At 42.6% G+C, this 15,558-nt stretch carries 12 protein-coding genes and 1 pseudogene; 9 read left to right on the forward strand and 4 right to left on the reverse strand.

The features are described from left to right. Positions 1-130: 130 nt before the first annotated feature. Positions 131-1,374 (forward strand): annotated as a pseudogene (locus F6J99_RS05655) (RNA-guided endonuclease TnpB family protein). Positions 1,375-1,394: 20 nt separating this feature from the next. On the opposite strand, the gene F6J99_RS05660 reads toward F6J99_RS05655, so the two are convergent. After that, a complete protein-coding gene (locus F6J99_RS05660; protein WP_293112077.1) occupies positions 1,395-2,489 on the reverse strand; it encodes a calcium/sodium antiporter in 1,095 nt (364 codons plus the stop codon). A gap of 585 nt (positions 2,490-3,074) precedes the next feature. After that, a complete protein-coding gene (locus F6J99_RS05665) occupies positions 3,075-3,374 on the reverse strand; it encodes a hypothetical protein (RefSeq protein WP_293112078.1) in 300 nt (99 codons plus the stop codon). Between the two features lie 439 nt (positions 3,375-3,813). Here F6J99_RS05665 and rfbF point away from each other — a divergent pair, with 439 nt between their 5' ends. The 4 genes from rfbF to F6J99_RS05685 all read left to right on the forward strand — a co-directional run bounded on the left by rfbF (position 3,814) and on the right by F6J99_RS05685 (position 7,372). Continuing rightward, entirely contained in the window at positions 3,814-4,665 is an 852-nt protein-coding gene (gene rfbF, locus F6J99_RS05670; protein WP_070390746.1) for a glucose-1-phosphate cytidylyltransferase, read from the forward strand. Then, positions 4,589-5,653: an SDR family oxidoreductase gene (locus tag F6J99_RS05675; RefSeq protein ID WP_293112079.1), complete on the forward strand. Its 1,065-nt coding sequence runs from the start codon at positions 4,589-4,591 to the stop codon at positions 5,651-5,653. Before rfbF ends, F6J99_RS05675 begins: the two co-directional genes overlap by 77 nt. A 349-nt stretch (positions 5,654-6,002) precedes the next feature. Beyond that, complete coding sequence (locus F6J99_RS05680; protein WP_293112080.1) at positions 6,003-6,191, forward strand: hypothetical protein; 189 nt, start codon at positions 6,003-6,005, stop codon at positions 6,189-6,191. Next, positions 6,155-7,372 carry a class I SAM-dependent methyltransferase gene (locus F6J99_RS05685; RefSeq protein WP_293112081.1) on the forward strand — a complete coding sequence of 406 codons (1,218 nt, stop codon included), beginning with the start codon at positions 6,155-6,157 and terminating at the stop codon, positions 7,370-7,372. Before F6J99_RS05680 ends, F6J99_RS05685 begins: the two co-directional genes overlap by 37 nt. A 123-nt stretch (positions 7,373-7,495) precedes the next feature. Here F6J99_RS05685 and F6J99_RS05690 read toward each other — a convergent pair whose 3' ends face one another. Then, positions 7,496-8,995, reverse strand: a complete 1,500-nt coding sequence (locus F6J99_RS05690) for a HEAT repeat domain-containing protein (RefSeq protein WP_293112082.1) — start codon at positions 8,993-8,995, stop codon at positions 7,496-7,498. 591 nt (positions 8,996-9,586) lie between these two features. Continuing rightward, complete coding sequence (locus tag F6J99_RS45425; protein ID WP_143727940.1) at positions 9,587-9,730, reverse strand: DUF2358 domain-containing protein; 144 nt, start codon at positions 9,728-9,730, stop codon at positions 9,587-9,589. A 219-nt stretch (positions 9,731-9,949) separates the two neighbouring features. Here F6J99_RS45425 and F6J99_RS05695 point away from each other — a divergent pair, with 219 nt between their 5' ends. The 4 genes from F6J99_RS05695 to F6J99_RS05710 all read left to right on the forward strand — a co-directional run bounded on the left by F6J99_RS05695 (position 9,950) and on the right by F6J99_RS05710 (position 15,053). Further along, positions 9,950-11,179 (forward strand): class I SAM-dependent methyltransferase, encoded by a 1,230-nt coding sequence (locus tag F6J99_RS05695; RefSeq protein ID WP_293112083.1) that lies wholly within the window; start codon positions 9,950-9,952, stop codon positions 11,177-11,179. A 112-nt stretch (positions 11,180-11,291) separates the two neighbouring features. Further along, complete coding sequence (locus tag F6J99_RS05700; RefSeq protein WP_293112084.1) at positions 11,292-12,170, forward strand: glycosyltransferase family 2 protein; 879 nt, start codon at positions 11,292-11,294, stop codon at positions 12,168-12,170. A 397-nt stretch (positions 12,171-12,567) separates the two neighbouring features. After that, entirely contained in the window at positions 12,568-13,776 is a 1,209-nt protein-coding gene (lhgO, locus tag F6J99_RS05705) for an L-2-hydroxyglutarate oxidase (protein WP_293112085.1), read from the forward strand. Positions 13,777-13,865: 89 nt separating this feature from the next. Next, positions 13,866-15,053 carry a class I SAM-dependent methyltransferase gene (locus tag F6J99_RS05710; protein WP_293112086.1) on the forward strand — a complete coding sequence of 396 codons (1,188 nt, stop codon included), beginning with the start codon at positions 13,866-13,868 and terminating at the stop codon, positions 15,051-15,053. The last annotated feature ends 505 nt before the right edge of the window (positions 15,054-15,558 follow it).

Below are 15,558 nucleotides of genomic sequence, written 5' to 3' on the forward strand. Positions count from 1 at the left end.
ATTAAGGCTGCCCTATTCTAAGGTTTCGTCTCCTGGATGGATAGCGAGCCAGTAAATTGACTTTATACCTTGACGTCTTAATACAAAATTTATATAATAGTAACCAAGGTCGATAAAAAGGTTGACTGCAGTGAAACATAAAGCCGTCAAAGTCAGAATCTATCCCACACAAGAACAAGTAATGATACTAGCCCAACACTTTGGATGTGCTCGCTGGTGGTGGAACTATGCCTTGAATCATTGCATAGAAACTTACAAGGAAACTGGCAAAGGCTTGAAACAATCTGCACTCAACTCTATGCTTCCAAAACTCAAGAAAGAAAAGGAGACTGAATGGCTAAAGGATTGTTACTCCCAGGTCTTGCAATCTGTGAGTCTAAACCTTAGTCGTGCATATCAAAACTTTTTTGTTCGCGTAGCGTGGCCTTCGGCCAAGGTAGAGCTAAATATCCCAAATTTAAATCGTATCATCATCGCCAATCAATTCAGTATCCCCAAAATGTAAAACAGGTGGGTGATTGCCTAAAGTTCCCTGGAAAAGTAGGAGTTGTCAAGGCTGTAATTCATCAACCACTAGATGGGCAAATAAAAACTGTAACAGTCAGCAAAGCACCTTCTGGCAAATATTACGCTTCTGTTTTGATCGAATACGAATCCGATAGTGTAAAGCCATCAACGAAGGGAAAGGTGATAGGGATTGATTTGGGTATCAAGGATTTTGCTATTACCTATGACGGCGAAAAGACCTCTAAATTTGGCAATCCCAAGCCTATAGATAGATACGATAAAAAACTAGCAAAAAAACAACGCATTGCAGCCCGAAAAAAGAAGGGCAGCAGTGGACGCAAAAAGGCTCGTAAGATTGTAGCTAAGGTATATGAACGTATTGGAAATGTCCGCCAAGACTACCTGCACAAACTATCTAGAAAAATTGTAGACCAGAATCAGATAGTGGTAGTCGAAAACCTAAACGTCAAGGGCATGGTTCGTAACCACAAACTAGCTAAAGCAATTTCTGATCTAGGCTGGGGAACCTTTGTAAACTTCCTTTCCTATAAATGCGAAAAAGAAGGGAAAGTTTTAGTAGAAATAAACCGGTGGTTCCCCAGCTCTAAGACCTGCTCTAGTTGTCATTATCGTATCAAGGAGTTGCCGCTAGATGTAAGGACTTGGGTTTGTCCAGGTTGCGGAACTCACCACGATAGAGACGGTAATGCGGCCAAGAATATTAGGGCAGAAGGGATCAGAATGCTATCCTCCTCTGGGACGGGGGAGGTCAACGCCAGTGGAGAAGAAGTAAGACCAAAGCGAGGACGCCCGTCTAAGCTAAGGCGTTCTTCCGTGAAGCTGGAAGCCCCGGCCTCAACGAAGTAGGCCGGGGTAGTTCACGGCAATTATTTAACCTTGATGGTAGTCCGTATACTGCCCATCACCAAAATCACTAGGGTAACTATCGTTAGAGGTACGACAAATGTCATCATGATAGTACTAAACTGTGATAAAACTTGGTGTTGTGTGGCGTTCAGGAATAAATACAAGGTATAGGCACCGTAATAGCTTAAAAACAGAAATCCCTCCCACCGAGAAATTTGATAGCCAGTAAAGAAAATTGGCAGACAAGCCACCGCTACTGCAATCATTACTGGAATGTCGAAGTTTAGGGCAGGAGTTGACACCTGTATACCATCAGGCACAATCAAGCTACACATCCCCAGCACCAACAGGATATTAAAAATATTGCTGCCAATAGCGTTACCTACGGCAAGATCTCGCTCACCACGGACACTGGCAATAATGGAGGTGGCAATTTCTGGAAGAGAGGTGCCAACAGCGATAATGGTTAAGCCAATAATCAACTCGCTCCAGCCAAACATCTTGGCGAGAGCAATAGCCCCATTAATCAGCCAGCGGGAACCTAGTACTAACATTCCTAAGCCAAAAACAATCAGCCCTAACTGAGTAACTATCTTTTTAAGGCTAGTACGAGACTGGGGAGATTTGGTTTGAGGGGTATCCTGGTCTCGGATTTTCTGATTTTCCTTGCGACTCTGAATAATGGTGAATAAAGTATATGCGATCGCGCCAGCCAACAGAATGCTCCCATCAAATCTACCCAGTTGGCCATCCAAGCTCATAAACAACAGTAGGAATGATATGCCAATCATCAAAGGTACATCTAATCGCACCAACTGCCGGGATACAACCAAGGGTAACATAGTTGCAGATATGCCTAAGATTAGCAAAATATTGGCAATGTTGCTGCCAACTATGTTACCAAGGGCAATATCCGCTTGTCCGTCATAACTCGACTGCAATGCTACGGCTAATTCTGGGGCACTGGTGCAGTAAGCGACTATAGTCAGCCCGATCACTAAAGGGGAGACACCTGCTACCAACGCCAACTGTGATGCGCCCTTGACCAAGATTTCCGCCCCAAAAACCAAAAGTACAAAGCCAGCAATAAATAAAATGAGAGTGATTATGTTCATTGACTGTGTGTGAGTAAGTCATTGAGGACGAGTTTACTTCATCAAGCCTGAAAGTTGCTATAACCTCGACTTAGCCCTTATAATTATTACCTGAGGTTTATTGAAGCCGCAAACCCCTCAACAGTAACACAGATAAAGCGAATTTTTTCCTGTTTTTATCCAGGTTTAGTTTTAGTTTTTTACTAATTTATTAGCTAACTGTTTTATATTATTTTTATCAAAAAACTCTCTAAAAACAGTTGCTTTAAAGACAGATAGGTAAAAGGTGGGATGGTACTGTAGTAGCGGTTTGAGAGTCTACTTGGCTCTTGAACTAGCCCATACAAGCATTTCAACTCTACTAGGTGGGCTGCTCAGGATTACCAAAACCTTTGGCTTTCTCCGGAAGCTTGATCATAGTCTTGTCAGTGCCTTAACCTTGCCAAGTCAGAAATGCCCCAAACATACCCTTCTGATTCTTCCACTCAATTGAATCACTGACGACATAGGTTGCTGTTGGAACAGGGTGTAATGTTTCGTGAGATAATCCTGAACTGCTAGGCGAATCGCTGCTGTGTCATCGGTAATACCATCACCTTTGGCACCCTAATCCCGCAGATTGACCATGTTCGCATCCAAAGGATAGAGGGGATTCGCTGCTACTGAAGAACTAATCAAGCTGGAAAAGCTAGCAGGTAAGCCGATCACCAATAGTAGGCTGCACAGGCTTAGAGAGAAAAAGGTGAGCTTGGCTAGGTGCGGAGGAATGCCTATGAGATTTTTAAGTCTTTGGGATTGGTATTTACGCGGTAGATGTATAAAAAATAACCCTTTGTCAAGCAGTCTTGCCAAACCTTTACTGATCATCCAGTGGTAGCAGTTCTTAGTTAATCGTGTTTTTAGCATTGTTCAAGTACCACTTTATGTAAAAAAAATCACAATATTTAATATTTAATTAATTAATTTTTGTTAAATTTAATTCAAGCCAATCTGGCAACAGATCTAAGTACAACTTGGGTTTAATTGAAAATACTGAATGATATCAAGTCCGGTTAATTAGTTTCCCAATAATCCCTGAATTTTTGGTAATGCGTAATGGGTGATGATTCATCATCAACTAGCAATTACTAATTACTAACTACCAACTAACAATTACTAATTACCAATTACCAATTACCAATTACCAATTACCAATTACCCGTTCAGGAATTATGATTATTAGTCAACCGAATTTGATAGGATACATCGATAGGTTTATTGATAACTTAATTCATAAATATATGATTGAGTTTAAGTAAAACCTGTTAGTAATTTTGTTGTTATTGATTTTGGTCTCAACAGTCATATGAAAGTAGCAATTCTTGCCGGGGGGCTCGGTACTCGTCTAGCGGAAGAAACTGACACAAAACCAAAGCCAATGGTAGCAATCGGAGGGCGACCAATCCTCTGGCATATCATGATGCATTATTACCATTATGGCTTCCAAGATTTTGTGATTGCCCTAGGTTATAAGGCAGAAGTTATTAAAAAATACATGGTGGACTATAGTTCACTTAATAGTAACTTAACAGTCAACCTTAACAATGGCAACGTCATCCAGCACGGTGGTGTAGCACCGGATTGGACAGTTGATTTAATTGATACTGGTATTTACACCAATACAGGGGGTCGGATTAAACGGCTCGCTCCCTACGTAGGCAATCAGACATTTATGCTCACTTGGGGAGATGGAGTTTCTGATGTCAATTTAAATGCGCTCCTGGAATTCCATCGCTCCCATGGCAAATTAGCTACCTTAACTGCAGTACGTCCACCTGCACGGTTTGGTTACTTAGACCTAGATGGAAACCAGATTACGGAATTCTCTGAAAAGCCTCAAACCAGAGAAGGCTGGATCAACGGTGCTTTCTTTGTTTTAGAACCCGGAGTTTTTGATTATATCGATGGTGATGACACTCAGTGGGAAAAAGCACCACTAGAGCGACTCGCCAAAGATGGGCAACTGATGGCCTATCACCACACTTCATTTTGGCAATGCATGGACACCTTGCGCGACAAGCGCAGGTTAGAAAGTCTGTGGAACAGTGGCAATGCACCTTGGAAAATTTGGGAGGAAAATAATGCGAGTATTAGTAACTGGTCACAAGGGCTACATCGGCACAGTCATGGTGCCAATGCTACTAGCTCAAGGGTATGATGTATTTGGTCTTGATAGCGACTTATTTGAAAAGAGTACTTTTGGTGAAGGAATTCGAAAAATTCCAGAGCTAAAAAAGGATATCCGTGACGTTACGGCAACAGAACTAGAAGGATTTGATGCTCTAATCCACTTAGCAGGGCTTTCCAACGATCCTCTGGGGAATCTGAATCCTGACTTAACCTATGAGATCAATCATGCTGCTTCAGTTCATTTGGCTAAGTTAGCCAAAGCCGCAGGCATCGAGCGCTTCGTATTCTCATCGTCCTGTAGTAACTATGGTGCTGGTGGTGATGACTGGTTGACTGAGGAATCATCCTTCAACCCTGTCACTCCTTACGGCATTTCTAAAGTTCGTGTCGAGCAAGATGTTACTCAGTTAGCGGACGATAACTTTAGTCCTACCTTTCTGCGGAATGCTACGGCTTACGGTGTTTCGCCGCGTTTGCGCTTTGATCTAGTACTCAATAACTTGGTCGCTTGGGCATTTACCACCGGTCAAGTGTATATCAAGAGTGATGGTACCCCTTGGCGTCCCATTGTCCATATTGAAGATATTTCCCAAGCCTTTATTGCGGTGTTGGAGGCACCTCGTGAGGTGGTACACAATCAAGCGTTTAATGTGGGACGCAATGAGGACAACTATCGTATTCGAGAGTTAGCCGAAATTGTCAAAGAAACAGTTCCAGGCTGTGAAATTGAATACGCTAAAGATGCTGGACCCGATAAGCGCTGTTATCGCGTTGATTGTAGTAAGATTATTCACACATTACCCGAATTCAAACCTCAATGGAATGCCCGTCGGGGAGCTCAAGAACTCTACCAAGCTTATCAAACCGTAGGCTTAACCTTGGAAGAGTTTGAGGGACCGAGGTATCAGCGTATTGCTCACATCAAACAATTACTTAGCACTAGCAGATTAGATCAAACCCTGCGTTGGCGTACCCAGCTACCTACATCTCCTAAAATACAAGCTATGAGTGTTTAGGAGTTGTTGGGTAATTGGTAATCGGTAATCGGTAATCCGTAAGCATTCAGCCGTCAGCTATCAGCTATCAGCTAATGCGCTACTGTTCGCGAAGCACCGATCTAGTAGCGCAATCGGTGCTAAAGGTCTGTGGCTACGCTATGGGAACAGTTTATGCCCATAGGGTACGTTACTAATGGTGCTTTTGAATAAAATAAGCTGACGGCTGACGGCTGTTCGCGTAGCGTGGCCAAAGGCCTTTAGCTGAATGCTTACGGTAATCCTACTCTAATTACCAATTACCAATTACCAAAAGGGCGTCAAATTTTTTTTACGCTGATTCCATTAAAACCATCTTTACTATTGCCTATTGCCTATTGCCTATTGCCTATTGCCTATTGCCTATTGCCTATTGCCTATTGCCTATTGCCTATTGCCTATTGCCTTTTGCCTTTTGCCTTTTGCCTTAAAAGGTAAAACCATGTCGCTCACTTTTTATGATAATTTATATAACCAGTTAAAATGCCTATTTGCCGTGCTAACAGCACTGATGACTTAGAGTTAATTATTTCCTTCGGTTATACCCCATTAGCTGATGGATTACTTACTAAAGAGCAGTTAGATAAACCTGAATATACTGCTCCATTGGATCTGGCGTTTTCTCCTAGCAGTGGTTTAGTCCAAATCACCGAAAGTGTCCCCCCCGAAATCCTATTTTGTCGAGACTACCCCTATTTTTCTTCTGTATCTAAATCGTTGCTAAAACACTTTGGAGATAGTGCCAAAGCCATCATTGAGTCAAGACAACTCAACAGCAAAAGTCTAGTGATTGAAGCAGCTAGTAATGATGGCTATATGCTCAAGAACTTTGTTGAAAAAGGAATTCCAGTGCTGGGAATCGACCCAGCCTCTGGACCTGCGGAAGCTGCCCAAAAAGCAGGTATTCCTACTCTTTGTACATTCTTTACCAAAGATTTGGCAATAGAGCTAGACTCTCAAGGACGGAAAGCTGATGTTTTTCTTGCTAACAATGTCTTGGCTCATGTGCCAGATCTGAATGGCTTTGTAGCAGGGATTGGCGTTTTGCTGAAAGAGACTGGTGTAGCTGTTATTGAAGTCCCCTATGTGGTTGACTTGGTAGATCACTGTGAATTTGACACTATCTACCATCAGCACTTATGTTATTTTTCAGTAACTGCTTTGGATCGGTTGTTTAGGAAATATGGTTTATTCCTAAATGACATCCAACGTACTCCAATCCATGGGGGTTCGTTACGCCTATTTGTGGAGCCTAAGGAACAGGTTAATGAATCCGTAAAATCCCTATTAGCAGAAGAAGTAGCGCGGGGAGTTGACCGCATTGATTACTATCGTAATTTTGCTAATCGTGTTCAGGAAATTAAGCTTTCGTTACTGGATATCCTCTGGGATTTGAAGAAACATGATAAAAAGGTAGCAGCCTATGGAGCAGCAGCTAAAGCAACTACTCTGCTCAGTTATTTTGGGATTAATAAAACCCTGGTGGATTATGTAGTTGATTTAAATCCATTCAAACATGGTCGCTACATGGGCATTAATCATTTACCTATTTTTCCCCCATCAAAACTGTTAGATGATAAACCAGATTATGTCTTGCTGCTAGCTTGGAATTTTGCTGATGAAATTTTGCAGCAACAAGAAGAGTATCGACAACAAGGAGGTAAATTTATTATTCCGATTCCACAACCAAAGATTGTTTAGAGTTGACGGTTGACGATCAAGTAAGGGAGTAGGGAGTAGGGAGTAGGGAGTAGGGAGCCATCACTATTCCATAAAATCCCAAATTGGTATACCTCACCTATTTGATAAATGCTATAATTTAAGTCAACTTTGGTAGTTTGGGAGGGTACGGATACTTGCCAATTTTTCTTTAGCGAACTTCTGCACTTTCTGATCTGAGTCATGCTTTGCTCTATCTCGCAATATTAGTAGAGTTTGGGGATGGTTTGGATAGTCATCAATGATTGCTGTCAGGGCAATTTGCCGAGGGTTTTCTTCCCGGCGCTGCTTGCGATAAAAGGGATCATTGACAGCGCGAACGCACAAAAATTCAAACATCCCAGGTTGATTTTTCCAACCACAGATTAATTCTGTCATAACTGCTGCTCGCACACGCCAATGCGGATCTGATTCAGCTCGTTCTTGGAGAAAATGTAAAGTGTCTGGGTGATCTTTCCAACCACGGACTAATTCTTCCAGCACTGCTATTCGCACATCCAAATTCCGATCTGATTTAGCCCGTTGTTTGATAAAAAGTAGGATATCCGGTTCATCTTTCCAGCCACGGGCTAATACTTGCACTGCTATTTGCCGCACATATCCATTCCGATCCGATTGAGCCAATTGTTTGAGAAAGGGTAACGTATCCGGGTGATTTTTACAACTACGAGGTAATGCTTCGGCTGCTGTTTGTCGCACAGCCAAATCCTGATCCGATTGAGCCAATTGTTTGAGAATAGGTAACGTATCATGATGATCTTGCCAACTAGAAGCTAATGCTTCGGCTACTGCTTGTCGAACAGCGGCATCCTGATCCGATTCAGCCAATTGTTTGAGGATGGGTAAGGTATCTGGATCATCTTTCCAACCACGAGCTAATGCTTCAGCTACTGCTTGTCGAACAGCGGCATCCTGATCCGATTCAGCCAATTGTTTGAGGATGGGTAAGGTATCTGGATCATCTTTCCAACCACGGACTAATTCTGCTACTGCTGCTTGTCGCACACGCCAAGACTGATCTGATTGAGCCAGTTGTTTGAGAATAGCTAAGGTATCGTGGTGATTTTTCCAACCATGGACTAATTTTGCCATTGCTACTCGTCGCACATCGGAATTGTGGTCAAATTGAGCCAGTTGTTTGAGAATGGGTAAGGTATCCGGATGATCTTGCCAACCATCGACTAATCCTGAAACTGCTGCTATTCGCACATCGGCATCCTGATCGGATTGAGCTCGTTGTTTAAGAATAAGTAAGATATCACGTTCACCCTTCCAACCACGAGCTAATTCTTGCACTGCTACCTGTCGCACATACCCATTCTGAACCGATTGAGCCAATTGTTTGAGTAAAGGTAAGGTAACCGGATGATCTTTCCAACCATGGGCTAATGCTTCGGCTGCTGCTTGTCGTACATCCCAATACTGATCCGATTGAGCTAATTGTTTGAGGATGAGTGGGGTATCTGGGTTATCCTGCCCACCACAGACTAATTCTGCCACTGTTACTGCTGGCAGATACCCATCCCGATCCGATTGAACCAGTTGTTTGTTGTGAAGGTTAAAATCTGGAATAATATCCTGATTTTTTCTAGGATTTTTATCCATTTTATCGAAAATTTTAAATTAATAAACGGCATTAAAATCTGGAAATTTATGGTAAAGTCTGAATCTAGTTTTACCCCATTAACCTAGTATAAAAAAACCTATGATTTCCAAGCCTATTTGCCTAATAACAACCAAATATACTTAAATCTCAAAGTCGCATAAGGTTCCACTATCCGGCAATTCCTCAATTCAGTCAGCTCATGCCAATTCTATGTACAAGTACCTTTAATCATTATTGAAAAATTAGTAGGTAGGGTGATAATGTTGCATCATTCGCAGTAGGGGAATCGTTAACTTCAGTGCCAAATAAATTCATCAATCAGCTATGGTAAACCACAGGGGAAAAACTGCTGAAAAATCTAGCTTGGTTTGCGATTCCAGGTATCCAGGTGATTGGTGATAAAACCATCTTTGGTCAGGAGGTAGCTAGAAGAGCCATTGAAAAACACATGACCTTTCCAAGGTACCCGGAATGTGTCACGCACGAACTGTCCAATGGGTGCATCTCACTTTTGCTATTTGACGCGGTGGTGCGTTACGGGACGGACTGTCCCAAAACTTGCTATGGCTTGCGTCTTGGCGAGCCCGTCCCTAACGCACCCTACGCCACTTTTTTACAAATATGAGATGCACCCCTGTCCAATTTGCCGTGATCACCTTTTCATCGGTTTGAGAGATATCATGCAGAACGAAATAAATTGTGCTAAAAAATAGCCGAGCGTTAAATCTCAGTATCTAAACTATAATTCGATAGTTTAATTTTAGTTTAAATCGACTAATTTGGTCTTGAAATTAACTATTTTTTGTATAAAAATTATAGGCAATATCTTGCTAAGACAGGGTTGGTATATCGTGCTTAAGGGTCTGAATTACCCGCTCAATCTGGGATTGATATTGATTGGCACTCAACTCCTCTGAAGTCATCACATTTAAATTCTAAAAGAGTCACTCAAAATGATACAACAAGCATTGTCCAAAAATTTTGCACACACACAACCGATTTCATTATCAGAACATATTTGTCCCAACTGTGGAAACCAAGGATTATCCCTATTTTATGAAGTACATAACGTACCAGTTCACAGTTGCTTAATGATGTCAACCCAGGAAGCAGCTCTAGACTTCCCTTGCGGTGATGTGGTTTTGGGGTTTTGTGAAGATTGCGGCTTCATCACTAATGTTTCCTTTGATCCCAGGTGGTCAGCTTATGCTCCCAATTATGAAGACCAACAGAGTTTTTCCCCAACCTTCAATCAGTTTGCCCTTGATCTAGCCAATCATCTGATCGACAAATACGACCTTCATAACAAAGACATTATAGAGATTGGTTGTAGCAAAGGAGATTTCCTCTTGCTGCTGTGCGAATTAGGTAACAATCGCGGTGTTGGTATTGACCCGTCTGCTGTAGTAGGACGAGTCCAGAGTGAAGCCGCTGACCGGGTCACCTTTATTCAAGACTATTACTCCGAGCGCTATGCTGAGTATGTAGGTGATTTTATCTGTTGTCGCCATACCCTGGAGCATATTTATCCTACTGCTGAGTTTATTAGTACCGTGCGCCGCTCCATTGGCGATCGCCTCAATACTGTTGTGGTCTTTGAGATCCCAGATACCATACGAGTACTCAAAGACTTAGCCTTTGAAGACATTTACTACGAACACTGCTCCTATTTTACCCCTGGATCCCTAGCGCGATTATTCCGCAACTGTGGCTTTGAAGTGACTGACTTGTATCGAGCTTATGGTGAACAATATCTGTTAATTGAAACCCGACCTGTCACCATCCCATCTGAGAAAGTACATCCTCTGGAAGAGAGTCTTGAGGAACTGACCCACCATGTCAAACACTTCACCAACGAGATTAGCAAGAAGCTGGAGAATTGGAAGCAGCACTTAGAGCAGATGCATGCTCAAGGCAAGCGTGTTGTAGTTTGGGGTTCGGGTTCCAAATGTGTGGCTTTTCTAACCACTCTTGATACCACAGACAAAATTGAATACGTGGTGGACATTAATCCCCATCGTCATGGGAAATTTATCCCTGGCGTTGGTAAACAAATTATGGCACCAGAGTTTTTGAAGCAATACAAACCGGATCAGGTGATTGTCATGAATTCGATATATTGTCATGAAATTCAGCAAATGTTGGATAAGATGGGAGTAACTACAGAGGTTATATCTCTATAAATATCAGTCATTAGTTATGAGGTAAGCATTCAGCCGTCAGCTATCAGCTGATAGCTGATAGCTGAATACTTACATACGTTAACCAAATCGGTTTATGTGAAAAAATGTTCAAATGATTGCTGATCAACCCCGCTTAAGCATTGGATTACCAGTCTACAACGGCGAAGAATTCCTCAGGGAAGCATTAGATTCAATTTTGGCTCAGACCTTTGAGGATTTCGAGTTGATCATTTCAGATAACTGCTCGACTGACGCAACTGAAGAGATTTGTCGGGAGTATCAGGCTAAAGACAAACGCATTTATTACTACCGCAATCAAGAAAATCTTGGTGCTGCCCCAAACTACAATCGTACCGTTGAGTTGGCTCGAGGTGAATACTTTAAGTGGGCAGCTGATGACGATGTTTGTGCTCCCTCTTTCTTAGCTCGCTGCCTAGAGGTGCTTGACAATAACCCGACGGTGATTTTGTCCTACCCAAGAACAATATTCACTAAGCCTGATGGACAAAAGTGGTGGGAAGCGCAGTCGGTAGGAAACCTAGATTCAGAGAAACCCCATGAACGTTTTCAGGCAGCAATTTCAGATTTCTGGTGCTTGGAGGTTTTTGGACTGATCCGTACGGATGCCCTAAGACAAACCTCATTGATTTCATCCTACTACGGTTCAGATCGGCTGTTGCTGACTCAACTAAGCCTGATCGGGCGCTTGAAAGAAATTCCTGAACCCCTCTTTTTCCGGCGCTGCCATTCAGACCAGTCAAGTCGGCTATCGGCTCAGGAGCGGGAGGTTTGGATCGATACCAAAGCCTCTATGGGACCGAAATTCCTGCGACCTCGGAATTCGATTGAATTTTTGAGGGCAGTATTTCAGGCTCCGTTGAAGTGGCAGGAACGTATTCGCTGTCTAAGTGTACTCGGGAACTATATTTTTTCTGCCCAGACTTGGAAAAAATTTTTCCATCAGAAAGCACCCAGCAAAGTTGAGCAATAACCGAAGGCTTGGATGCTTGCGGGCGAAAGAGTATTTGTCATTTTTTATTTTTTTGTCGTGCTTTCAGGCCAAAATGGCAAATATCCCAATAAGTTTTATGGTAAAAAAAAGTATGGTAAGTGAAGAGGCTTAACATACTTTTTTTGATGATTAATTAATTGTTTATAGCGGTTTATACTCCAATAATGAGGTAGACCATAAGTCTCAATGAAAAACATTTTTAGCTTCAAGATGTAGCTCACCAGACAAAAAAAACACTATATTACCCCTTATTATACCTTTCTAAGGGATACGGTTAACTTTTAATATTTAACATTCAACATTCAACATTCAAGATTCAACATTCAACATTCAACTTTAAAAATTAACCTGAATAGTTTCAGTCATAAAAATAACCATGTACGACTTGGCGATTATTGGAGGAGGAATCATTGGCTTATCCACAGCCATGGCATTGGGTCAACGTTATCCAGATGCCAAAATTCTGGTACTGGAAAAAGAGAGCAGTTGGGCTGCTCACCAAACTGGCAATAACAGTGGTGTGATTCATTCTGGAATCTACTACAAACCAGGGAGTTTCAAGGCTAGGTTTTGTTACGAAGGAAACCGCTCGATGGTGGCATTCTGCCAAAAGCATGGCATTGATTATGACATCTGTGGCAAAGTGATTGTAGCAACTGAACCAGAAGAACTACCATTGCTGGATAGTCTTTACCAAAGGGGTTTGGAAAACGGTATAGAGATTGCCAAGATTACTGGTGAAGAGGTTAAGGAAATTGAACCCCATTTGCGCTGTTTAGCTGGAATTCGGGTTTATTCAACTGGGATTGTAAACTACAAGCAGGTCTGTGAAAAATACGTTGAATTGGTTCGTGTCCAGGGAGGGGATTTACGTCTCAATAGTAAGGTAGAAAAGATCATAGAAACTAGGGATGCTTTAGTACTGGAAACCAACAATGGTAACTATCCCACTCGTTTTGTGATCAACTGCGCTGGACTACATAGCGATCGCATTGCTAAGTTGGGTGATGCTGAGCCTCCAGCTAAAATCGTTCCTTTCCGGGGTGAGTACTATGAACTCAAGCCAGAGAAACGCTATCTAGTCAAGCACCTAATTTATCCAGTTCCTAATCCAAATTTTCCTTTCTTAGGGGTTCATTTCACCCGCATGATTGATGGCAGTGTCCATGCTGGACCCAATGCTGTACTTAGTTTCAAGCGGGAAGGCTATCGAAAGACTGATTTTGACTTGCGAGATTTTGTGGAAGTCATGAGCTATCCCGGTTTCTGGAAACTAGCTGTCAAACATGGAGACGCAGGGATTCAGGAAATCATCCGCTCCTTCAGTAAAGCTGCGTTTGTTAAGAGTTTGCAACGGCTGATTCCTGAAATCCAAGCAGATGACTTAGTTCCCACCCATGCTGGGGTCAGAGCTCAAGCCTTAAAAAATGATGGCAAGCTGGTGGATGATTTTTTAATTGTCAATAGTCCTAAAGCAATGCATGTTTGTAACGCTCCCTCTCCTGGTGCGACGGCTTCTTTGGAGATTGGGAATGCGATCGCTAGTGAAATCCCGACACTGAAAACTCTCGAAAGGGTGATCTGACCCAAGTTTCCTTAAAAGCTATCAGCCGTCAGCTGATAGCTGATTATTTGTACTTTCCCTGTACTAGTCTCATGGAGTGAAAACTTGAAATGAACACCTTATCTAACCACAACTGTCCTGTATGTGCCTCTGCTGATTTAGACGTATTTTTTGAGATGTTGGCGGTGCCAGTGTACTGTAATCTCCTGTGGCGATCGCGTCAAACTGCTCAAAACTGTTCCAAGGGAGATATCAAACTAGGGTTCTGTCCTAGCTGTGGTTTTATTAGTAACCTAGCTTTTGACCCTACTAAATTAGGTTATTCCCAGGACTATGAAAACTCCTTACATTACTCTCCTCGATTTCAGGAGTATGCCCAATCCCTTGCCGCTGGATTGGTGAAGCGCCACAATCTCTACAATAAAGACATTATTGAAATTGGTTGTGGCAAAGGGGATTTTCTGATAAGTCTGTGTGAACTAGGTAATAACCGAGGAGTAGGTTTTGACCCCAGCTATGTTCCTAGATCAGAGCATCAAGGACTTCAGACTCAAGTCAAGTTTGTTCAAGATTTCTATTCACAGCTCTACCAAGAGTATCAAGCCGATCTAATTTGTTGTCGGCACACCTTAGAACATATTTCCAATCCCGCAGATTTGCTCAAGCCACTACGACAGGCCATCGGTTCTCGCCTTAATACCATTGTTTTCTTTGAAGTCCCCAACGCCTTAGATACCTTTCGCCATCTAGCAGTGTGGGACATTATCTATGAACACTGCTGCTATTTCGCCCCCTCTTCTCTAGGGCAAGCTTTTGTCAATGCTGGGTTTCAAGTTAGTGAAATCAAGGAAGCGTTTGGTGGTCAGTTCCTGTGCCTGGAAGCAAAGCCAGTGCATGGGGAAATCCCGAACAGCTATGGAAAACCGGATGAAATCGAGGTATTGACTCGCGATATTGCCAGCTTTACCGCTAGGTTTCAGGAGAAGTTAGAAAGCTGGGAGCACAAACTGACAACCATCGCTCAAACTGGAAAAAAAGCCGTAGCATGGGGTGCTGGCTCAAAAGGGGTTACTTTTTTGAATCTGCTCAAGTGCCAAGATGTGATTGATTACATCGTAGATCTCAATCCCCGCAAACAGGGGAAGTACGTTGCTGGAACGGGACAGGAAATTGTTCCACCAGAATTTCTCCAGGATTACCAACCTGATCTGGTTATTGTGATGAACCCGATCTATGAAGCAGAGATTCGACAGTTATGCACAAATCTAGGTTTAACTCCTGAGTTAATATGTGTTTGATTGTGTTTTACCGTTAGCTTTGGTGATATCAAGTCCGGTTGAAAACCTATCATCAAGAAGATTGATGGTCGGATGGTGATATGGATCCGATCAAGTCATGCAGTTAAGTCCTAATAAATCAGGATAAAACGGGATTTAGCAGCACAATACAGACATTGACATTTTGATAGCGCTAGAGTATGCTTGAGATGTAGGACATAACAGTCAACGATGCCAAGAAAAGTAGGTGCAACCAGAAAAATATCGACTCAAGTCGTCCCCGTGGTGGAGATGACGAAGTCGGTTGAATTTGAGTTGCTGTCTACAATGGAGAAGCTAGGTGTCGTCAGGGCTGAGTCTTATAATAAATTGGGTAGTATCAGCCACTGGAGACTGGACTGGGTGCGGCTCGTTCCAACTAGGAGCCTTCAGCGACTGAAGGGGTATGAGTTGGGGACTTGCGCAGGATAAAACCTGAAAAGTCTAACTACCTATCGGATGCAGGTGAAAGCCCTGCCTATGAGGA

Origin of the sequence: Moorena sp. SIO4G3 (assembly GCF_010692305.1) — a bacterium.
GTDB lineage: Bacteria > Cyanobacteriota > Cyanobacteriia > Cyanobacteriales > Coleofasciculaceae > Moorena > Moorena producens_A.

What these genes read in the sequence shown, in the direction of transcription:
- F6J99_RS05660 (WP_293112077.1), bottom strand. Translation starts at nt 2,489, where the DNA reads ATGAACATAATCACTCTCATTTTATTTATTGCTGGCTTTGTACTTTTG.
- F6J99_RS05665 (WP_293112078.1), bottom strand. Translation starts at nt 3,374, where the DNA reads ATGCTAAAAACACGATTAACTAAGAACTGCTACCACTGGATGATCAGT.
- rfbF (WP_070390746.1), top strand. Translation starts at nt 3,814, where the DNA reads ATGAAAGTAGCAATTCTTGCCGGGGGGCTCGGTACTCGTCTAGCGGAA.
- F6J99_RS05675 (WP_293112079.1), top strand. Translation starts at nt 4,589, where the DNA reads ATGCGAGTATTAGTAACTGGTCACAAGGGCTACATCGGCACAGTCATG.
- F6J99_RS05685 (WP_293112081.1), top strand. Translation starts at nt 6,155, where the DNA reads ATGCCTATTTGCCGTGCTAACAGCACTGATGACTTAGAGTTAATTATT.
- F6J99_RS05690 (WP_293112082.1), bottom strand. Translation starts at nt 8,995, where the DNA reads ATGGATAAAAATCCTAGAAAAAATCAGGATATTATTCCAGATTTTAAC.
- F6J99_RS05695 (WP_293112083.1), top strand. Translation starts at nt 9,950, where the DNA reads ATGATACAACAAGCATTGTCCAAAAATTTTGCACACACACAACCGATT.
- F6J99_RS05700 (WP_293112084.1), top strand. Translation starts at nt 11,292, where the DNA reads ATGATTGCTGATCAACCCCGCTTAAGCATTGGATTACCAGTCTACAAC.
- lhgO (WP_293112085.1), top strand. Translation starts at nt 12,568, where the DNA reads ATGTACGACTTGGCGATTATTGGAGGAGGAATCATTGGCTTATCCACA.
- F6J99_RS05710 (WP_293112086.1), top strand. Translation starts at nt 13,866, where the DNA reads ATGAACACCTTATCTAACCACAACTGTCCTGTATGTGCCTCTGCTGAT.